The organism is Azospirillum brasilense (assembly GCF_005222205.1).
GTDB classification, from domain to species: domain Bacteria; phylum Pseudomonadota; class Alphaproteobacteria; order Azospirillales; family Azospirillaceae; genus Azospirillum; species Azospirillum brasilense_G.
Genome location: NZ_CP032346.1, coordinates 1,078,310 through 1,097,730 on the forward strand (window position 1 = coordinate 1,078,310; position 19,421 = coordinate 1,097,730).

Here is a 19,421-nt window from a genome sequence, read left to right on the forward strand (position 1 = left end):
ACCCCGTCAGCCGCGGATGTGGAGGACGCAGATCAGCGTGAACAGCCGCCGCGCCGTCTGGAGATCCATCTCGACCTTTCCGGCCAGCCGTTCGCGCAGCATCTCCGATCCTTCGTTGTGCAGGCCGCGGCGCCCCATGTCGATCGCCTCGATCTGCGACGGCGTGGAGCGCTTGATCGCCTGATAGTAGCTTTCGCAGATCAGGAAATAGTCCCGGACGATCGACCGGAAGCCGGTCACCGGCAGGGTGATCTTGTCCAGCGCGCTGTCGTCGTCGCGCCGGACGTCGAACACCAGCCGGTTGTCCTCGATCGACAGATGCAGGTGGTAGGGGCCGCAGTCGGCGTGGTCGCAGGGGCAGAACTCGTTGTCTTCGAGCAGGTCGAAGATGGCAACCGCGCGCTCGTGCTCCACCTCCGGCTTGCGCCGGATCACGGTCTTTTCGTCGAGCGTCACATGGACGATGCGCCGGTTGCCCTTCGTGCTCACCCTTGACCTCCCCCCGGTAGGCGCAGCGCCACCGACAGCGCGTGCGCGTCCAGACCTTCCGACCGGGCCAGCGTCACCGCCGCCGGGCCGATCGCCTTCACGCTCTCCGCGTCGCAGGCGACGAAGGTCGTCCGCTTCATGAAATCCAGCACGTTCAGACCGGACGAGAAGCGCGCGGAGCGCGCCGTCGGCAGGACGTGGTTCGGACCGGCGACGTAATCGCCGATGGCCTCCGGCGTGTGGCGGCCGAGGAAGATGGCACCGGCGTTGCGCACCTTGGCGGCCAGCGCGTCGGGGTCCTCCACCGCCAGTTCCAGATGCTCCGGCGCCAGACGGTCGATCAGGGCCGGCGACTCGGCCAGCAGGTCGCGCACCACGATGATGGCGCCGTGCTCCCGCCAGCTTTCCCCGGCGATGGCCGCGCGCGGCAGCGTCTCAAGGTGCTTGTCCACCGCCGCCGCCACCGCGTCGGCGAAAGCTGCGTCGTCGGTGATCAGGATCGACTGGGCGGACGTGTCGTGCTCCGCCTGGGACAGCAGGTCCATGGCGATCCAGGCCGGATCGTTCCGGTTGTCGGCGACCACCAGGATCTCCGACGGGCCGGCGATGCTGTCGATGCCGACCGTGCCGTAGACCAGCCGCTTGGCGGCGGCGACGAAGGCGTTGCCGGGGCCGACGATCTTGTCCACCGGCGCGATGGTTTCCGTGCCGTAGGCCAGGGCGGCCACGGCCTGGGCGCCGCCGATGCGGTAGATCTCGGTGATGCCGCAGCGCTTGGCGGCTGCCAGGACCAGCGGGTTGATCGCCCCGTCCGGAGTCGGCACCACCATGACGATGCGCTCCACCCCGGCGACCTTGGCCGGCAGGGCGTTCATCAGGACGGAGCTGGGGTAGGACGCCGTGCCGCCCGGCACATAGAGGCCGGCGGCGCCGACCGCCGTCCAGCGGGCGCCCAGCCGCACGCCCTGGGCGTCGCGGTAATCGGTCGTCTCCGGCACCTGGAGCCGGTGGAAGCTCTCGATGCGCTCCGCCGCGGTGTCGAGCGCGCGCAGCAGCTCCGCGCTGCATTTGCCCACCGCCGCGTCCACCTCCTCCTGGGAGATGCGCAGGGTGGCGGGGGTCAGCGTCTGGCGGTCCCAGCGGGCGGTGTAGTCGATCAGCGCCGCGTCGCCGCGCTTGCGGACCTCCTCGATGACGCCGGCGACCAGGGCCTGGACGTCCTCGCTGGTCTCGCGCTTGGCGTGCAGCAGACCCTCGAAACCTTTGGCGAAGCCGTCGGCGAAACGGGGGTCCTGGGCATCAAGCCTGACGGGCATTCACAGCCTCCCGGAAGCGGTCGATCCAGCCGGAGATTTCCTCGGGCCGCGTCTTGAAGGCGGCCCGGTTGACGATGAGGCGGGAGGTAACATCGGCGATGTGCTCGATCTCCACCAGCCCGTTCGCCTTCAGCGTCGAGCCGGTGGACACCAGATCGACGATGCGGCGGCACAGGCCGAGGGTCGGGGCAAGTTCCATGGCGCCGTTCAGTTTCACGCACTCCGCCTGCACCCCGCGCGCCGCGAAATGCTTCCTGGTGACCTCCGGGTATTTGGTCGCGACGCGCACGTGGCTCCAACGCGACGGATCGTCGCTCTCCCCCAGGGCGACGGGTTCGGCGACCGACAGGCGGCACGCGCCGATGCCGAGATCGAGCGGCGCGTAGATTTCCGGATAGTCGAATTCCATCAGCACGTCGTTGCCGGCCACGCCCAGATGGGCGGCGCCGAAGGCGACGAAGGTCGCCACGTCGAAGGACCGGACGCGGATGATGCTGAGATTCGGGATGTTGGTCGCAAAGCGCAGGAGCCGGCTGTCCGCGTCGTCGAACGCCGCTTCCGGCTCGATGCCGGCGTGGGCGAGCAAGGGGCGCAGCTCCTTCAGGATGCGCCCCTTGGGCAGGGCCAGAACCAGCGGCTGACCGGCCGGCGCATTCGACGAGTCATCGGCCAACGCGCTGGGCGCCGGCGCGCCAAGAGCACGGGTATCGGCGGGCAAAGAACTCTCCTCGGGCTGAACCGCTGCCCGGATATACCACATTCCGCGCCGCCGTCACGGTCTTAGGAGGCATAGTGCGGTGCAGAGCGGCCCTGCCCGTCGATAAAAGGGGGAACTCGCTCCACCCGGACCGGTTGGATTCGCCTTTCCAGGAAAGGACAGACGCCATGGCACAGGACCGTTCCAACCAGCCGGTCAATCCCCGAGGACTGCAGATCCCGGGCGACCCCAGCAGCACGGGCGGCCCCGCGCCGAACGCCGACCCGCGCCGCTCCGACGACGCGCCGACCGGCATCTCCGAACGGCTTCAGGCCGAAAAGGAAGGCCGCCACCCCAAGACGACGACGCCGGATGGCAAGCCTTACGCCGATACGATGGACCCCGACGGGCACGAGAAGGGCAGCGCCACCATCGGCACGCCGGGCGGCGCGGTCTGACGACGCCTTCGACGGCCGCGCCCGCCGGTCAGTTGACCACCCGCCAGCTTCCGTCCGGCTGGCGGCAGGCGGTGCCGAAGCCGGGCTGCGCCAGGCCGCCGACCATCACCGTCGTCTGGTATTCCCGGCAGAGCTGGCCGTTGCGGGCCGTGTAGGCCGGGCCGGTCGGGGTGGCGGCGATGGGGGCCGGCGTGGGTTCGGCGAAGACCACCGCGGGCGGCGGAGCCGGGACCGGCGCCGGTTGCACGTACACCACCGGCGGCGGGGCCGGCACCACATAGACCGGCGGCCCGTAGGCCGGGGCCCCGTAGACCACCGGCGGATAGCCGTGGAAATGCCGGTGGGGCGGCGGATAGTCGGGATAGACCGGCCCCCCGAAGGACAGGAACACCGACGACCGCGCCTGCGCCGCACCGGACGGGGCCGTCAGCCCGACCGCCAGCACCAGACCGAACATCACGCCACCGCACACCGAACCGACGCGCCCGGACATGGGACCGCACTCCCGCAGGAAATCCGCAACAGATATAGTCCTAAAGCTTGAGCCCCGCCACACCGTCGAGAATGGCGCCGTCCGACAGGGCGCGGCGCTCCAGCTTCGCCCCGAACATGCGGGCGTTGGTCAGGTCCGTCTTCGTCAGGTCGCAGCCGGCCAGATTGGCGAAGGACAGGTCGGCGCCCGCGAAATTCACCTCGCGCAGGCAGGCGCCGCGCAGGTCGGCGTAGCGCAGCCGTGCGCCCGACAGGTCGGACTGCATCGACCGCCTCTCGTCGAAATAGAGCGGGCGCAGGTTGGCCTTGCGCAGGTCGGCGTTGTTCAGCTTGGCCAGCCGCAGGTTCACGCCGCGCAGGTCCCCTCCCACCAGCTTGGCGAGCCGCAGGTCGCCCTTCTCCAGGACCGCGGCCTGGAGCTGCACGTTGGTCAGGTCCAGCCCGTACAGCGTCGCCCCGACCGCTCTCAGCATGGTCAGGCAGGTGTGGGCCAGCGACGGGGCGTGGCGCAGGTCGAAGCCCGACAGATCGAGCGCCGCCCCCTCCGCCCCGCTCGACCCGACCCAGCGGATGTGGTCGTGCAGAAGCTCGTCGAGCGGACGCCCAAGTTCGGCGACGACACGGCCCACCGGATCGTCGGTCAGCGCGTCCTCCATGTCGGCGTCGGCCAGCTCCGTCATGACCATGGTGGCGCCGGTCAGCACCGCGCCGCGCAGGCAGGCGCCGCGTAGGTCCGCCCCCGACAGGTCCGCCCCCTCCAGGTTCGATCCGGTGAAGTTGGCTCCGCGCATGGTCGCGCGCACCAGCTTGCACCCGCGCATCAGCGCGTCGGTGAAGTCGGTGTGGATGGCCATGGCCCCGGACAGCCGGGCGTTGGTCAGGTTGGCGCCGGACAGGTCGGCCCCCGACGCCTCCGTCGGCTGGGACTCCACCTTGATGATGCGCAGGCTGCCGTCGCGGTCCTTTTCCGCCAGCGAGCCGTCGCGCAGATCGGCCTCGAACAGGTTGGCGCCGATCAGGATGGAGCCGCGCAGGCAGGCGCCGCGCAGGTCCGCCTTGATCAGGCTGGCGTTCTCCAGGTTGGCGAGCCGCAGGTCGGTGGCGAACATCGACGCGCAGTCCAGCCGTGCCCCGGCCAGATTGGCGCCGCGCAGGCTGGCCCCGACGAAGTCGGCGTGGGCGAGGTCACGCCCGGCGAGGTCGAGCCCGTTCAGGTCGAAAAAGGACAGTGTCGCCCGCGCCCCGCCGATGCGGGCATTCCGAAACATCTCGTGCCGACGCACCACCGCGTCGAGTTGGACCTGATCCAGACGGGTGAGAGGACGCTGCTGCATTGCCGTGTTCGCCTCCGATCACGGTTTCAGAGTACCCTTTGTGGCCTTCACGAATGATTAATACAGCGCATGATAGGAGACTTTTCCTGCCGACGGACGGCGTTGATCGCCTTTCAGGCCGCGGACGGCTGGTTGTGGCGGAACGGTTGGCGCTCCGTCCCCAGGGCGTTCAGCGCGTCGCGCAGCACGTCGGGGGTGACGGGCTTGTGCAGCAGGCGGCAGCCCACGGCCACCGCCTCGCGGATGCGTTCGGGGGCGGTGTCGCCGGTCAGGATGATGCCGGGGATCGGCCGTCCCTCCTGCTCGGCCGCGCGGGTGACCGTCTCGGCGCCGGTCAGCGGTCCCGGCAGGCGGAAGTCGGACAGAATGACGTCCGGGCAGCGGGGCGCGGCGCGCAACGCCGCCAGCGCCGCCGGCCCGTCCGCCGCCACCAGGACGTCGTGCCCCCAGCTTTCCAACAGCAGTTGCATTCCGGCGCTCTGCACCGGGTCGTCCTCCACGACCAGGATCAGGCGGGTGTCCCGGTCCTCCGACCGGCCGGCGGGGACGGGAGCCACCGCGTCCGCCCGTGATTCGCTGGCCGCCAGCGGGACCATGATGGAGAAGACGGACCCCTGGCCGGGGCGCGAGCGGACCTCCACCGCGTGCCCCAGCAGCGCGGCCTTGCGGCGCACCTTGGGAAGCCCCAGACCCAGGCCGCGGCGACGGTCGCGCTCCGGGTTGCCCAACTGCACGAAGTCCTCGAAGATGGCGTCCAGATGCTCCGCCGCGATGCCGGGGCCGGTGTCCCACACCTCGATGCGCAGCCATTGGCCGCGCCGCCGGCAGCCGACCACGACCCCGCCCGTGGGCGTGTAGGCGATGGCGTTGCGCAGCAGGTCGCCCAGCATCCGCGTCAGCAGGGTGGCGTCGGTGCGCACCATGGCGGGGCAGCCGCGCACCCGCAGATCCAGCGTCTTGTCCGCCGCCAGCCCCCGGAATTCCGCGGCCACGCCGTCCAGGACGGTGGCGACCGGCACATCGGCGATGTTCGGGCGGACCACCCCGGCGTCCAGCGTGGCGACCTCCAGCAGCGCGTGCAGCAGCTTCTCCCCGCTGTCCAGCGCCTCGCCCATCTTCTCGGCGATGGAGCGCTCGCGCGACTCCTTCAGCCGCTCCATCAGCAAATGGTGGAACAGGCGAAGCGCCTGGAAGGGTTGGCGCAGATCGTGGTTGGCCGCCGACAGGAATCGGGCCTTGGCCTGGTTGGCGCGCTCCTTCTCGGCCAGGGCCCGGACGAGCTTCTGGTTGAGCGAACGCAGGTCGGCGGTGCGCTCCTCCACCCGCTGCTCCAGCCGGGCGTTGGCGTCGCGCAGGGCGTCGCGGGCCGCCGCTTCGCGCCGCAGGCTGGCCCAGCCGAGCGCGGCCAGCCCGAACAGCGCGACGACGCTGACGCCGACCATCATGAATCCGTGCTGCAGGCGGCCGCTCCACGGCTCCAGGACGACGCCACGCGGCAGGGCGACCGCCGCCACCGCCGGGAAGTCGCGCATCCGCTTCAGGCCGATGACCACGCCCTCTCCGCCGACCGTCCAATCGCTCTCGCCGCTCTCCTCCCCTGGCCCCAGCGTCGGCAGCGGACCGATCCCGGCGCCTCCGATGCCGGCGAGCCGCGTGCCGTCCAGGCGGAACAGCCCGGCGACGCTGTGCCGCCCGTCGCCGAAGACGTCGAGCACGGTGTGCAGGCTGGAGGAGGGAAGCGCCAGCAGGACCGCCCCCTCCGGGATGCCCTCGCGCCCGAGGATGCGGCGGGCCATCAGGATGGAATCCAGCCCGTCCACCTGTCCGTGCAGAAGCTCCAGACCGCCCCCCGCCCCCCGGAACAGGCTGGCGGTGCCGCCGTCGGGTTGGATGGAGGGGCCGAACACCGTTTGGCCGCCGGCGTCCAGGATGGACAGCGCGCCGAACCGCGACGCCGCCAGCGCCTCCCCCAGGGCTTTGTCGGGGAGCGACGCCAACCCGCCCGTCTCCAATCGGTCGGCCACCCGCGCCAGGGCGGCGGCCCCGCCGTCCAGCACCGCGTCGGCGTGCCCTTCGAGGAAGGCCGCGGCCTGCCGGGCGCTGCGCTCGGCGCGGTCGAGCGTGCTGACGTAATCGACCAGCGACAGAGCCCCCCAGGCCACGCCGCCGAGCAGCGTCATCACCAGGACGATGGCGGCGAGGATGGCCTTCGGGTGGAAATTCAGCAGGGCGTTGACCGGGAACCGGATCATGGGCGGGGACGTCTTGGTGAGGCGGGGCGGGGACGGCGTCGCCGGTCCGCCGGATGCACGATGCCGCGGGACGGAAGCGAAGCCTGCCCCCGGGGCGATGATCGATGTTCTCGGATCGAACTCAATGGTTCGCGGATCGCCGGACAGCAATGCGCGCAAGGATCGAAAAGGCCGCAGAGGAATGGCCGCCGAACCCGCCCTTCATTGATCTTTCGGCGCACCCGGACTTGAAGACCCGGCAACGGCATGGAAAGGCGAAAGTTGTCATTTGCGTTACACCCGCTTCCTCAGCCTCTCGTCGGAAAGCTCCAGGACATCCCCCAGAAGTTTATTTGCCTTTATTGTCTGGAACCGATGATAGCATGCGATAGTTATCGGCGCGACTCGCCATGACGACTATGACCATGCTCATACCGACCCCACTCTTTGGGTGAGGGGCCACGAAATGCTTCGGCCAGGAGTTGAGGCCGCGGCGGTCATCGGAAATTGTGCCGATGACGGGATCACCGGGGCGGCCTGCGCGTTCCTGTGCTGCTTCATGCCGCAACGCGCCCACACGAGGTTCAACCGTGAAGAAGCCGCCGTTCGCTCCTAAAGTTTTCCGCCAGTCCCGCATCCGGGAAGGTCTTCCCTACCCTCTCGGCGCCACATGGGACGGGCTGGGCGTCAACTTCGCGCTGTTTTCCGCCAACGCCACCAAGGTGGAGCTGTGCCTGTTCGACCAGGACGGACGCCGCGAGCTGGAACGGATCGAGCTGCCCGAATACACCGACGAGGTGTGGCACGGCTATCTGCCGGACGCCCGGCCGGGCACCGTCTACGGCTACCGCGTGCACGGGCCGTACGAGCCCAAGGCGGGCCACCGCTTCAACCCGAACAAACTGCTGCTCGACCCCTACGCCAAGCACATGGTCGGTCCGCTGCGCTGGTCGGACGCGCATTTCGGCTACCGCGTCGGCTCGCCGCGCGGCGACCTGTCCTTCGACCGGCGCGACAGCGCCCCCGGCATGCCGAAATGCGTGGTGATCGACCCGGCCTTCACCTGGGGCCACGACCGCCACCCGGCGATCCCCTGGGAGAAGTCGATCTTCTACGAGACCCACGTGCGCGGCTACACCATGCGGCATCCGGCGGTGCCGCCGCAGTACCGCGGCACCTTCGCCGGCCTCGCCCAGCAGGAGGTGGTGGAGTACATCCGCTCGCTGGGCGTCACGGCGGTGGAGCTTCTGCCGGTCCACGCCTTCGTGGATGACCGCTATCTGCTGGAAAAGGGGCTGCGCAACTACTGGGGCTACAACAGCATCTCCTTCTTCGCGCCCGACCCGCGCTACATGGCGACCGGCGCGATCCACGAGTTCAAGGAGATGGTCGCCCGCCTGCACGACGCCGGGATCGAGGTCATCCTCGACGTCGTCTACAACCACACCGCCGAAGGCAACGAGATGGGGCCGACGCTGTCCTTCAAGGGCATCGACAACGCCTCCTACTACCGGCTGGCGCCGGACCCGCGCTACTACATCAACGACACCGGCACGGGCAACACGCTGAACCTCGTGCATTCGCGCGTCCTGCAGATGGTCACCGACAGCCTGCGCTACTGGGTGACCGAGATGCATGTGGACGGCTTCCGCTTCGACCTCGCCACCATCCTGGCGCGGGAGACCTACGGCTTCGACCACAGCGGCGGCTTCCTCGACGCCTGCCGGCAGGACCCGGTGCTGTCGCGCGTCAAGCTGATCGCCGAGCCGTGGGACTGCGGCCCCGGCGGCTATCAGGTCGGCGGCTTCCCGCCGGGCTGGGCGGAGTGGAACGACAAGTTCCGCGACACCGTGCGTTCCTACTGGAAGGGCGACGAGGGCAAGCTGCCCGAACTGGCGACCCGCATGGCCGCCTCGGCGGACGTGTTCAACCGGCGGGGCCGGAAGCCCTGGGCCAGTGTCAACTTCGTCACCGCCCATGACGGCTTCACGCTGCACGACCTCGTCTCCTACAACGACAAGCACAACGACGCGAACGGCGAGGACAACCGCGACGGCCATTCGCACAACATCTCCTGGAACCACGGGGCGGAGGGGCCGACCGACGATCCGGAGATCAACGCCCTGCGCTTCCGCCAGATGCGCAACCTGCTGGCCACGCTGCTGCTGTCCCAGGGCACCCCGATGATCCTGGCCGGCGACGAGTTCGCGCGCAGCCAGAACGGCAACAACAACGCCTATTGCCAGGACAACGAGATCAGCTGGATCGACTGGGAGGGCGTCAGCGATGAGGGCTGGGCGCTGACCGACTTCGTCCGCCACCTGATCGGGCTGCGGCAGAGCCATCCGCTGCTGCGCCGCGGGCGCTTCTTCACCGGCGCCTACAACCCCGACCTGGAGGTGAAGGACCTCACTTGGATCACCCCCGCCGGCGAGGAGAAGACGACCGAGCAGTGGCAGGACCCGATGGCGCGCTGCCTGGGCATGCTGCTGGACGGGCGGGCGCAGGCCACCGGCATCAAGAAGGTGGCGTCGGACGCCACGCTGCTGCTGATCATCAACGCCTACCACGACGTGGTGCCCTTCAAGCTGCCGGAGGTCGCGGGCGGCAGCCGCTGGCTGACGCTGGTGGACACCACGGAGCCCGACCGGCTGGAGGTCGCCACCGCCCAGACCGGCGACGAGATCCCGGTCAACGGGCGTTCCCTGCTGCTGTTCGAGCTGATGCCCGACCGCCGCTCCGACATGGGGCTGAAGGCCGCCGCGCGGGCTCTGCGCGCCGCCTCCGGTCCGGGCGAGCCGGTGGCCGCCATCACGCCGGACAGCATCGCGTCGGGCGCCAGCCCGGCCGAGACGGTTCAGCAGCCGGGCGAGTGATCGGCGGGTCCCGATAGGCCGTCAAGGAACGGTGCGGCAGGACGCCGCACCGTTCTTCGTCACTTATATATACAATTTTAGGCAAATAGGTGATATCAAGGCGGCGGACTATCCGTATTGAACCATTGCTTGTGTTGGCAACGCAGCATTGTCCGCGCTTCCGCGCTTCGAAGCGAAGGGCATCCGCCAGGAATCCGGGAGGTCTGGGCATGTGTCATGGCGACTACATCCGATTCCTGGTCGCGACCGAGGCCGACCCGGCCTTGCGCGCGGCGCTGCGGCGGGCGTCGCGCGGCCTGCTGACCCTGGGCGATCTGGTGGATTTCGCCGCCGGGCATGGCTACCGCTTCACCGAGGCGGACATTCCCCTGGCCGTGGCCCAGCCCGTCGTCTGCGGAACCGACTGATCGGGCGGGGGACGGTCACGGCGGCGGAGCCGTCGTGCTGCAACTGCCGCGGATCGTCAGCATGATCCCGTCGTCGGACTGGAAGATGTCCTTGTCGGCGTCGCGTGGAATCGGGATTTTCTGACGGCGGCAGAACAGCAGGAGAATGCCGAGCGTCTTGCTGGGCATGAAGGCGACGTCCCGCACCTTCGCGGCCCCCTGCTGCACCATGACCACCACGCCCCCGTCCGATTTCGGAACGACGGAGGCGATCAGGCCCAACGGGAGATCGGTCTGATTCGGCACCTTCTGGTACCAGCCGAAGGCTTTCTTGAGGGCCGAGTTCGTGAAGACAAGGTGACGCGTTTCGAAAATCATTCCGGACCAGTTTCAGGCCCGGCCGCCCTCCAGTTCCGGGTTCAACCGGAACGTGATCGCACGCCCCAGTTTGGAATCCCGCAGAAGGATCTGCTTGGTTTCCAGCAGCTTGATGGCCCGGTTGACGTTGGGCCGCTGCATGCCGAGCGCGTCAGCCAGTTCGGACTGGAGCACCGGCACGGGACGGTCGAAATGGAGCCGCCGGCTCAGGTAGGTGAACACACGAAGCGCTTCCAGGGTGATGTCCCGATCGGTCGAAACGGTCCTGGAGAGGAGGTCATGATGCTGCATGGCGGCCTCGGAACGCAAGTTGGCTCGGCGTCGCAGTGCGGCTGCGCACGCGCCGGGCGGATAATTTCGCCTGCTCCGCAGATTACCCCGCATTTGTTGTCCGAATGTGTCTCGCGCGTTTCGAAATTGACACAAAGCCGCGCCATTTGTGACGCCCCGGCCGGAACCCCCGCCCCCGCCCCCTCGTTCCCGGAAGGAGCAACCGTCACGTGAGGAGGGGACCCATGCATCGGCTCGTGCTGCTGCGGCACGGTCAGAGCGTCTGGAACCGCTCGGACCTGTTCACCGGCTGGACCGACGTCGATCTGACCGAACAGGGGATTGACGAAACCCGCCACGCCGCCGGACTGCTGAAGCAGGCCGGATTCGATTTCGATGTGGCCTTCACCTCCGTCCTGAAGCGGGCGATCAAGACGCTCGACATCGTGCTGGAGGAGATGGACCGCATGTGGCTGCCGGTGCACAAGCACTGGCGCCTGAACGAGCGCCATTACGGCGCGCTCCAGGGATTGAACAAGACGGAGACGGCGGCCCGCCACGGCGCCGATCAGGTCTTCCTGTGGCGGCGGAGCTGGGACGTCCCGCCCCCGCCGGTCGAGCCCGAAGACCCCTGCTCCGCGGTGTCGGACCGGCGCTACGCCGGGCTCGGCCGGGCGAACCTGCCGCGCGGCGAAAGCCTGAAGGACACCACGGAGCGGGTGATCCCCTTCTGGGAGGAGGGCATCTGCCCGGCCCTGCGGCTGGGCGCGCGGGTGCTGGTGTCGGCCCACGGCAACAGCCTGCGCGGCCTCGTCAAGCATCTCGACAAGGTGCCCGACCAGGACATTCCGCTGTTCGAGATCCCGACCAGCCGCCCGCTGGTCTATGAGCTGGGCGCCGATCTGGTGCCGCTGCGCCGCTATTTCCTGACCGAGGGCGGCGGCACCGAGGAAATCACCTGGCCCCGCCGGGACGACGCCGGTCCGAGCGGCGTCGCGGCAGCGTGACTGAACAATCCCTCTCCCGCCCCGGGAGAGGGAACGAACTCACCCCCCGCGGGCCGTCGGCCGCGGTGCCCCGCCCCGCCCTTGCCGCGCTTGCGGCCGGGCAGCGGGTGGTGGAACTGCGGGTGGCCGCCCTCCGCCGGGGCCGCCCCCCTGTCCGGACCGCGCGCCCCGTCCGGACGGCGCCCGCGCCGCTCACCCTGCCGCTCGCCCTGGCGCTCCTCGACCCGCCCGGCGTAACAGCTGTCGCAGACCCGGAAACGGTGGTTCGCCTTCAGACGCGTGCCGCAGACCGGGCAGGCGCGGGCCAGCGAGCGTTCGGCCAGGGTGCGCTCGATGAAGGCGTTCAGCATGGCCCGGCGCTCCTGGCACAGGTCCATGTCCGGATAGGCGTCGGGGAAGCGGTAGGCCAGCCACGCGTAGGCGGTCAGCTCCTTCACCGCGCGCTCGGCCTTCTCCAACTCCACGTCGGTGCCGACGCGGTGGTGGAAGCGTTCGGCGGCGTCGGGGGCGGAGTTGCGGATTCCCTTGCCCTGGTTGGTCGCCCACAGCGCCAGCAGGCGCAAATTGTTCTGGTCGCGCACGTCGATGGGGCAGCGCGCCAGCATGTCGCGCACCGCCAGCGGCAACTTCGCCCGATCGACCGCGGCGGCGGCCTGGATGCGCTGCTCCAGGTCGGTCATGCGGAAGGTCTGGTTGGCGCGCAGCAGCTCCTGCCCCGCCGTGCGCAGCACCTTGGCGAGGCTGTCGGTGTCCAGCTCGCGCGCGATGGCCTCGACGTGGGTCAGGTTGGGGCTGATCCAGGCCCGCGGGTCCTCCGGCGGCACCGGCGGGGTGGTCAGCGCCCGGCGCACCGGGTTGATGTTCTCACCCTCCAGCACCGCAACGCGGCCTTCCTCGTGCATGCCGAAGCGCCCGGCCCGCCCGCCGATCTGGCGGATTTCGGAGGAATTCAGGTCACGCTCCTCCCGCCCGTCATACTTGCGGGTGGTCGACAGGACGACGCGGGCGACCGGCAGGTTCAGCCCCATGCCGATGGCGTCGGTCGCCACCAGCACGTCCGCCGTGCCGTCGCGGAAGCGCCGCGCCTCGGCCCGCCGCACCTCCGGCGACAGGGCGCCGTAGATGACCGCCACCGTGTGGTCGCGGGCCAGCAGCTCGCGCCGCAGCCCCATCACGTCCTTGCGCGAGAAGGCGATCACCGCGTCGCCGCGGCGGACATTCTCCAGCGGCACCCGCTCCTCCTGCACGCGCAGCGGCGACTTGCGGGTGAACTCCACGACCTCCAGCTCCTCCCCCAGCGCGGTGGCGAGGCGCTGCACGTAGGGGATGGCGTCGGCGGAGCCGGTCATCAGGATTTCCGGAGCGGCCACGCCGGCCACCGCCTGGGTCCAGGCCCAGCCGCGGTCGGGATCGCCGATCATCTGGATCTCGTCGATGACGCAGGCGCCCCAGACCTTGGACGTGTTGACCATCTCGATGGTCGAAGAGGTGAAGGACGCGCCGGGCCGGACGTCGCGCTCCTCGCCGGTGACGAGGCTGCAGGCCCGCCCGCGCGTCTCCAGCGCCTCCTGCCCCTCCAGCGCCAGCAGGCGCAGCGGGGCGAGGTAGCAGCCGCTCTGCGCCTCGGCCAGCCGGTCCATGGCGGCGTGGGTCTTGCCGGAGTTGGTCGGGCCGACGAACAGCCGCAGCTTGCGCACCATGGCGCGGGCCGTGGCGAAGCTGTCGAGATAGACGCCGAGGCCGGAGGCGTTCTCCAGCCGCTCCCGCCGGACCTTCAGGCCGGCGCGGGCGGCGGCGGTGGAGAAGGCCTCCTCCAGCGCGTCCAGCAGGGTCTGCAGGCGCGGGATGCGCCCGCCGAAGCCGATCACCCGGCCCAGCTCGTCGGCGAAGCCCTTGGGCCGCCACGCCTCGCCGAAGCCGTTGGCCCGCTGCGCCATGGAGGCGAACCAGCCGTCCACCCGCCCGCGCGCCTTCTCGATGGCGGCGGAGGACAGGCAGGCCGCCTTGACCCGCTTGCCCAGCGCCTTCGCCTGGGGACGGCCGAAGCCCTCCTCCGCGGTCATCAGGCCCCACAGCTCCGCCTCGATGTCGGGCAGCGGGCCGAGCGCCACGCGGAACCGTAGCTTCAGCTTCCGGTCGGTTCCGGGAACGACCACCTCGTGGACGACGGCGACCGACCAGCGAGCCGGGGTGCTGTCGGCGTCCACTTCAATCCCGTCGCCGCGCACCACCGCGGCGATGGCGCGCAGCGCGTCGCGGCGGTCGAACTCGTCGGCGGTGCCGGCTTGGCGGGGGTGGTCTCGTCGTTGCTCATGAACTGGTCTTCTTCCATCGCCGGCCCCGGAGAGATCGGCCTAAGAATTCAAGGGACTGGTCGGGGCTGGTCGGGGTCTGGCGGTCTTGAGGGGGCTTCGCCGGGTCTCGAACAGTGACGCGCCGCGGGGCGGACGCCCACCCCCTATTCTGCACACCGGCGCCCCACGGGCGTACCTATATGGTCGGAGCCATAGGATAGGGCAAGCCGATTCAGGGGTTCTCCCGGCGTGGCCGGGCTAATTCGCCTGAACTTGCCCCTCTCCCATCCCACCGCTGCGAAAAAGGGGCGGTGCCGGCCACATCATTCCCTGTTGTCCGGCGGTCGCGTCGAAAGGGGTACCCGGTAACGGTCTTGCCGGATGCCACCAATCGAAAGTGTTAGCAAGCAATATCGTCTTACTGCACCGCAAACCGTCGGGCATCATCGTTGCACAGACAACGTAACCGTCGTCGCTTCGCAGATTTGGTTAGGAGATGTGCATGCCGACCCCTCGTGACGTCCTGGCACTGATCGAGAGAATACGGTGTATTTCTTGCGAGGACGAGCGCCATGCATTGATAAAGACATTGTCAGCCGTCGAGCGACCGACCATCCTGTCGTTCCTCAACGCTCACGGCGTGAACCTCTGCGCGGGGTCCTCCGCCGCGTGGTCGGCCTTCCGCGCCTCCGACGTCCTGCTGCGGGACGGGGTGGCGCTGGAGACGGCCCTGCCGTGGCTCGACCAGCCGGTCGGGCTGAACATGAACGGGACCGACTTCATCCCGCTCCTCCTCCGCCAGCTGTCGCCCCGTCGGGTCGCCGTCTACGGCACCGCGGCGCCTTGGCTGGACGAGGGGATCGAGCGGCTGAAGGAGCGGACCCCGCACGATTATGTCGATGCCCAGCACGGGTTCCATTCCGTGGAGCATTACATCGCCCGTGCGCGGGAGATTGAGCCCGACGTCATCATCCTGGCCATGGGCATGCCCCGCCAGGAAGAGGTCGCGGCCCAGCTCAAGCGCGCGCTGGACCATAAGGTGCTGATCATCAACGGCGGCGCCATCATCGATTTCCTCGCCGGGCGCTTCACCCGGGCCCCCGCCGCCGTCCAGCGCATCGGGCTGGAATGGGCGTTCCGGCTGGTCCAGGAGCCCCGCCGCCTGTTTCGCCGCTATTGCGTCGGCGCTTTCGGCTTCGCCCACACCGTCATGCTTATGCGCCGTGCCGCCATGCGTTCGTCCAGCGCCCCAGCACCAGCGCCCATGCATAAGGAGCTTTGAGACGTGGAAAACCTGCCCCAAGTCAATCATGGCGGCCATCACGGCGGTCCGCCGGCTCCGGTTCCGGCATGGCCCGCCGCCCCCGGCCCGTCCCGGCGCAGCGAGTTCGAATCCCAGACCCCGTCCATGGGTCCCGACTTCCGCTTCATCCTGCGCGTGCTGGGCAGCCACAAGTGGCTGATCATGGCCATCGTGGTGGTGCTGACCGGCCTGTCGGCCCTGGGCGTCTCCACGCTCAAGGACCAGTACACCTCCGAAGCCCTTCTGCTGGTCGACAACCGGCAGGTCCGCGTCGTCCGCGAGGTCGAGCAGGTGGTGGGCGCGATCCCCACCGAGGACGCGGCGATCCTGAGCGAGATCGAGATCCTGAAGTCGCCGCAGGTGCTGAACCAGGTGGTGAACGATCTCCAGCTCGCCCAGCATCCGGAATTCAACCCGCCGGCGCAGGAGGACGAGACGCTCCCGCTCGTCGAGCGCGCGGTGGCCTACGGCCGCGACCTCGCCTCGCGCTTCTGGGACGGCGCCCCGCCGGCCCCGGTCGCCTGGCTGCTGAGCCATGGTGACGAGGTGGCGCAGGACATCCGGGCGCGCGAGGCGCACGCGGCGCTGGGCAACGACCAGATCATCGCGCGCATCCACCGCAAGCTGGACGTCGCCATCGTCGGCCGGTCGCGCGTGATCCAGGTGCGCTTCACCTCCAAGGAGCCGCAGCTGAGCCGCGACGTGGTGGACGGCATCGTCCGCCGCTACATGGAAACCCGCCAGCAGATGGACCGCGACCTGTCGACCAGCGCGATCTCCTGGCTGCAGGACCGCATCGTCCTGCTGCGCAAGGAGGTGGCCGAGGCCGACGCCAAGGTCGAGGAGGCGCGCGTCAAGGGCGGCCTGCTGAAGGGCGGCACCGGCCTGATGGCCCAGAACGAGCTTGAGCAGACCCGTCTGCGCCTGAGCGAGGCCTCGGCCATCCGCGCCCGCTCGGTCGCCCAGGCCGACACGCTGGAGCGCAACCTGAAGGCCGGCAACTGGAACGCCATCGGCGGCAGCATCGCCTCCCCGGTCGTCGCCCAGCTCCGCGCCACGGTCGCCGCCATCTCCACGGAAATGGCCCAGCTCTCCCGCCAGTACGGGCCGAAGCACCCGCGCATCGTCGAGCTCCAGGGCCGCCTGAACGAGGCCAATTCCTCGCTCCAGCAGGAAATCCGCCGCGAGATCAACGGCGTCCGCGAGGCCGCCCAGGTCGCGGTGGAGCAGGAGACCGCGCTCCGCTCCATGATCACCCGCATGGAGGGCAGCTACGCCACCATGCAGGAGCAGGCCATCCCGCTGCGCACCCTGGAATCGGAGGCGACCGCCAAGCGCCAGCTTCTCGACAGCTTGCTGGGCCGTCTGGAAGAGGTCGAAGCCCAGAAGGACAGCCGCGCCTTCCCGGCCGCCGTCAAGCTGGTCTCCGCGCCGCAGGTGCCGCACGAGCCGTCGGGTCCCTTCCGCGTCCTCCTGCTGCTGGCCGGCTTCGTCGCCGCCCTCGCGCTGGCCGTCTTCAGCGTCTTCGGTCTGGAGCTTCTCCAGCGCCGCATCCACACCCCGGACGCCGTGCGCCGCATCCTGGGCGTCGGCACCGTCCACATCGTGCCGCACCACAGCGACCGCGGGGCCAAGGGTCGGCTCTACAAGATCTTCCAGCGCCACCCCTTCTCGCTGTTCAGCGAATCCCTGCGCGCCCTGTTCCGCAACCATCTGTCGGATCTCGGCCCGGTCGGCGCGCTGGCGGTGACCTCGGCCCGCCCGCAGGACGGCAAGACCTCTCTGACGCTCGCCGTCGCCCAGGTCGCCAGCCAGGCCGGCCGCCGCGTGGTGGTGGTGGACACCGACTTCCGCCGGTCCCGCATGGAAGGGCTGTTCGACCTGTCCACCAAGAAGGGCCTGTCGGACTGGATCGCCGGTGACGCCACGCTCGACGAGATCGTCCACACCTCCGACGACGTGCCCTTCGCCATGGTTCCGGCGGGCAAGCTGAACCCGATGACGCTGGACCGCTTCAACGTCGACAGCCTGGTGCAGCTGATGGCCGGCCTGTCGCCCAGCTTCGATCTGGTGGTGTTCGACACCGCCCCGGCGCTGGCCGTGTCGGATGCCCGCATCGTCTGCGGTGCCGCCTCGAAGGTTCTGTTCGTCACCCGCTGGGGTCACACCACAGCGAGCGACCTCGACGCGGTGGCCGACCTGGGTCCGATCGACCACAGCAAGTTCGTCTGCGTGATGACCGACGTGAACCTGAAGAAGGCCGCCAGCAAGGGCTACCAGGGTCCGTACAACAGCTACGTCGCCACGCGGAAGTACTACGGCGACCAGACCCTGCGCGCCGCGCCGTAAGCGACGCCTCCTTCCCTCTCCCGTCCCGGGAGAGGGGGCCCGCGAAGCGGGCGGGTGAGGGTACCGCGAGGATCACAGCCTTATCCTCGTGGTACCCTCACCCTTCCCGCGCATCGCGCGGGCCCCTTCCCTCTCCCGGGACGGGAGAGGGAATTTTCATTTCCCATCAAACCACACGAGGCCCGACGCCCATGGCCCAGACCTCGCCAAAAACCACCTCGCCGAAACTCATCTCCTTCACGCGCCGGGATGCGCTGCGCGCCGCCGCCGCGGCCGCGGTGCTGGCGAGTTGCAAGGCCGCCGCCGGTCCCGCCGTCGCCGAGGCAGCGTCCGCGGCGGTGCCCAACCCCACCCTGCGCGACGCCTGCCGGGCCGCCGGCATCCTCCACGGCGCCGCCCGCGACCATCTGATCGAGCCGGAAGACCCCATGCTCGACACGCTGATGGCGCGGGAATGCGACGTGGTGACGCCCGAGAACGGCGGCAAATGGGCCGTCTTCCAGCCGCAGGAGGGCAATTTCGACTGGGGCCGCTTCGACGCCGGGGTGGAGTTGGCCCGCCGCATCGGCGCCAAGCCCAACTGGCACTGCGCGCTGTGGCAGCACATGGGCATGCCCGACTACATGACGCTGCCGGCCAGCCGCCAGCGCGCGCTGGGCATCGGCGAGAGCGCCTATTTCTCGGCCGACGGCACGCTGTCCGAGGACAATTACTGGCCGCGCTTCACCGCCATGGTCGCGGCGGTCAAGCGGCGCTACGGCGACAGCTTCTACCGCATCGACGTGATGAACGAGGCCTTCTTCTGGGAGACCGAGCGCAGCCACCCCCAGGAGCAGGACCGCTACGGCTTCCGCAAGGGCATGTGGTGGGTGGTGGCCGGCGGCGCCAAGGGACCGGAGTGGCTCGACCCCTTCTTCCACCACATCCGCAAGGAATTCCCCTCCGCCAAGCTGGTCATCAACGAGTTCGGCATCGAGATCGACGAGGGCTGGCAGCAGCGCAAGCGCGCCTATTTCCAGACCTGGCTGACCGACGCGGTCAAGCGCGGCGTGCCGATCGACGGGGTGGGGCTGCAAAGCCACCTGATGGCCGGCAAGCCCTACGACCGCGAGGGCATGAAGGGCTTCCTGCGCGCCATGGACCGGCTGGGCCTGCCCATCCACGTCACCGAATTCGACGTGAACGAGAAGCACCTGCCGCGCTCCTGGTCGCGGGCGGAGAAGGACCGCGCCATGGCCTTCCTGGCCGGGCAGTATCTGGGCGACATCGCCGGCAACGCCCGGCTGGCCGAGCTGTGCTGGTGGCACCTGCGCTCGGACCTCAACTACATCGCACGGGAGATGCCGGAGCTGAAGCCCCACCCCTCGCCCTACGACGCGGCGTCGCGCCCGCTGCCGCTGTACGAGGCGTCGGTGCAGGCTCTGCGCGGGCGCAACCGGTCGGGGTGACTCCGGCCGGGACGCGGAGCGTTACCCCTTCCGTCCCCGCTACCCCGCCCGATCGCGCGGTCCGGTCCGCCGTCCGCGCCTGTAAGGATTTCC

Annotated in this window: 16 protein-coding genes; 7 read left to right on the top strand and 9 right to left on the bottom strand. The window is 69.5% G+C overall.

Annotated features, from left to right (window positions below; all coding sequences use genetic code 11):
- Positions 1 to 6: 6 nt before the first annotated feature.
- The 3 genes from D3869_RS19030 to hisG are packed head-to-tail and all read right to left on the bottom strand — an operon-like array spanning position 7 to position 2,565.
- Positions 7 to 489 carry a UPF0262 family protein gene (locus D3869_RS19030; protein ID WP_109070988.1) on the bottom strand — a complete coding sequence of 161 codons (483 nt, stop codon included), beginning with the start codon at positions 487 to 489 and terminating at the stop codon, positions 7 to 9.
- Positions 486 to 1,805: a histidinol dehydrogenase gene (gene hisD / locus D3869_RS19035; RefSeq protein WP_137141444.1), complete on the bottom strand. Its 1,320-nt coding sequence runs from the start codon at positions 1,803 to 1,805 to the stop codon at positions 486 to 488. The genes D3869_RS19030 and hisD overlap by 4 nt, the downstream gene beginning before the upstream one ends.
- On the bottom strand, positions 1,789 to 2,565 hold the full coding sequence (gene hisG, locus D3869_RS19040; protein ID WP_432613415.1) for an ATP phosphoribosyltransferase: 777 nt from the start codon (positions 2,563 to 2,565) through the stop codon (positions 1,789 to 1,791). The genes hisD and hisG overlap by 17 nt, the downstream gene beginning before the upstream one ends.
- Positions 2,566 to 2,690: 125 nt before the next feature.
- On the opposite strand from hisG, the gene D3869_RS19045 reads away from it, so the two are divergent.
- Complete coding sequence (locus tag D3869_RS19045; protein WP_137141445.1) at positions 2,691 to 2,960, top strand: hypothetical protein; 270 nt, start codon at positions 2,691 to 2,693, stop codon at positions 2,958 to 2,960.
- A 28-nt stretch (positions 2,961 to 2,988) separates the two neighbouring features.
- Here the strand turns inward: D3869_RS19045 and D3869_RS19050 are convergent, their stop codons facing one another.
- The 3 genes from D3869_RS19050 to D3869_RS34490 form a co-directional block, all read right to left on the bottom strand.
- The gene (locus D3869_RS19050; RefSeq protein ID WP_137141446.1) at positions 2,989 to 3,453 is read right to left on the bottom strand and encodes a hypothetical protein; all 465 of its coding nucleotides are present in this window, start codon (positions 3,451 to 3,453) and stop codon (positions 2,989 to 2,991) included.
- Positions 3,454 to 3,493: 40 nt separating this feature from the next.
- Positions 3,494 to 4,786 (bottom strand): pentapeptide repeat-containing protein, encoded by a 1,293-nt coding sequence (locus tag D3869_RS19055; RefSeq protein WP_137141447.1) that lies wholly within the window; start codon positions 4,784 to 4,786, stop codon positions 3,494 to 3,496.
- 113 nt (positions 4,787 to 4,899) lie between these two features.
- Positions 4,900 to 7,038 carry a hybrid sensor histidine kinase/response regulator gene (locus D3869_RS34490; RefSeq protein WP_137141448.1) on the bottom strand — a complete coding sequence of 713 codons (2,139 nt, stop codon included), beginning with the start codon at positions 7,036 to 7,038 and terminating at the stop codon, positions 4,900 to 4,902.
- Positions 7,039 to 7,607: 569 nt separating this feature from the next.
- On the opposite strand from D3869_RS34490, the gene glgX reads away from it, so the two are divergent.
- Together glgX and D3869_RS19070 are read left to right on the top strand one after the other, a co-directional pair.
- Positions 7,608 to 9,893 (top strand): glycogen debranching protein GlgX, encoded by a 2,286-nt coding sequence (glgX, locus tag D3869_RS19065; protein WP_137141449.1) that lies wholly within the window; start codon positions 7,608 to 7,610, stop codon positions 9,891 to 9,893.
- A 209-nt stretch (positions 9,894 to 10,102) separates the two neighbouring features.
- A complete protein-coding gene (locus D3869_RS19070) occupies positions 10,103 to 10,300 on the top strand; it encodes a Nif11-like leader peptide family natural product precursor (protein ID WP_137141450.1) in 198 nt (65 codons plus the stop codon).
- A gap of 15 nt (positions 10,301 to 10,315) precedes the next feature.
- On the opposite strand, the gene D3869_RS19075 is transcribed toward D3869_RS19070, so the two are convergent.
- Together D3869_RS19075 and D3869_RS19080 are read right to left on the bottom strand one after the other, a co-directional pair.
- Positions 10,316 to 10,657: a hypothetical protein gene (locus D3869_RS19075; RefSeq protein ID WP_040134552.1), complete on the bottom strand. Its 342-nt coding sequence runs from the start codon at positions 10,655 to 10,657 to the stop codon at positions 10,316 to 10,318.
- Positions 10,658 to 10,669: 12 nt separating this feature from the next.
- Complete coding sequence (locus D3869_RS19080; RefSeq protein ID WP_236778250.1) at positions 10,670 to 10,948, bottom strand: helix-turn-helix domain-containing protein; 279 nt, start codon at positions 10,946 to 10,948, stop codon at positions 10,670 to 10,672.
- A gap of 224 nt (positions 10,949 to 11,172) precedes the next feature.
- Between D3869_RS19080 and gpmA the strand changes: the two genes are divergently transcribed.
- Entirely contained in the window at positions 11,173 to 11,934 is a 762-nt protein-coding gene (gpmA, locus tag D3869_RS19085; RefSeq protein ID WP_137141451.1) for a 2,3-diphosphoglycerate-dependent phosphoglycerate mutase, read from the top strand.
- Here gpmA and D3869_RS19090 read toward each other — a convergent pair.
- A complete protein-coding gene (locus D3869_RS19090) occupies positions 11,847 to 14,141 on the bottom strand; it encodes a helicase-related protein (protein WP_247895784.1) in 2,295 nt (764 codons plus the stop codon). The two genes, gpmA and D3869_RS19090, sit on opposite strands and share 88 nt — an antisense overlap.
- 676 nt (positions 14,142 to 14,817) lie before the next feature.
- Here D3869_RS19090 and D3869_RS19100 point away from each other — a divergent pair.
- The 3 genes from D3869_RS19100 to D3869_RS19110 all read left to right on the top strand — a co-directional run bounded on the left by D3869_RS19100 (position 14,818) and on the right by D3869_RS19110 (position 19,328).
- Positions 14,818 to 15,510: a WecB/TagA/CpsF family glycosyltransferase gene (locus D3869_RS19100; protein WP_137141453.1), complete on the top strand. Its 693-nt coding sequence runs from the start codon at positions 14,818 to 14,820 to the stop codon at positions 15,508 to 15,510.
- 3 nt (positions 15,511 to 15,513) lie between these two features.
- Positions 15,514 to 17,880: a GumC family protein gene (locus tag D3869_RS19105; protein WP_247895785.1), complete on the top strand. Its 2,367-nt coding sequence runs from the start codon at positions 15,514 to 15,516 to the stop codon at positions 17,878 to 17,880.
- Positions 17,881 to 18,071: 191 nt separating this feature from the next.
- The gene (locus tag D3869_RS19110) at positions 18,072 to 19,328 is read left to right on the top strand and encodes an endo-1,4-beta-xylanase (protein ID WP_137141454.1); all 1,257 of its coding nucleotides are present in this window, start codon (positions 18,072 to 18,074) and stop codon (positions 19,326 to 19,328) included.
- The last annotated feature ends 93 nt before the right edge of the window (positions 19,329 to 19,421 follow it).

Excerpts from the sequence above, each read along its gene's own strand:
- hisD (WP_137141444.1), bottom strand. The coding sequence starts at position 1,805 with ATGCCCGTCAGGCTTGATGCCCAGGACCCCCGTTTCGCCGACGGCTTC.
- hisG (WP_432613415.1), bottom strand. The coding sequence starts at position 2,565 with ATGTGGTATATCCGGGCAGCGGTTCAGCCCGAGGAGAGTTCTTTGCCC.
- D3869_RS19045 (WP_137141445.1), top strand. The coding sequence starts at position 2,691 with ATGGCACAGGACCGTTCCAACCAGCCGGTCAATCCCCGAGGACTGCAG.
- D3869_RS19050 (WP_137141446.1), bottom strand. The coding sequence starts at position 3,453 with ATGTCCGGGCGCGTCGGTTCGGTGTGCGGTGGCGTGATGTTCGGTCTG.
- D3869_RS19055 (WP_137141447.1), bottom strand. The coding sequence starts at position 4,786 with ATGCAGCAGCGTCCTCTCACCCGTCTGGATCAGGTCCAACTCGACGCG.
- D3869_RS34490 (WP_137141448.1), bottom strand. The coding sequence starts at position 7,038 with ATGATCCGGTTCCCGGTCAACGCCCTGCTGAATTTCCACCCGAAGGCC.
- D3869_RS19070 (WP_137141450.1), top strand. The coding sequence starts at position 10,103 with ATGTGTCATGGCGACTACATCCGATTCCTGGTCGCGACCGAGGCCGAC.
- D3869_RS19075 (WP_040134552.1), bottom strand. The coding sequence starts at position 10,657 with ATGATTTTCGAAACGCGTCACCTTGTCTTCACGAACTCGGCCCTCAAG.
- D3869_RS19080 (WP_236778250.1), bottom strand. The coding sequence starts at position 10,948 with ATGCAGCATCATGACCTCCTCTCCAGGACCGTTTCGACCGATCGGGAC.
- gpmA (WP_137141451.1), top strand. The coding sequence starts at position 11,173 with ATGCATCGGCTCGTGCTGCTGCGGCACGGTCAGAGCGTCTGGAACCGC.
- D3869_RS19110 (WP_137141454.1), top strand. The coding sequence starts at position 18,072 with ATGGCCCAGACCTCGCCAAAAACCACCTCGCCGAAACTCATCTCCTTC.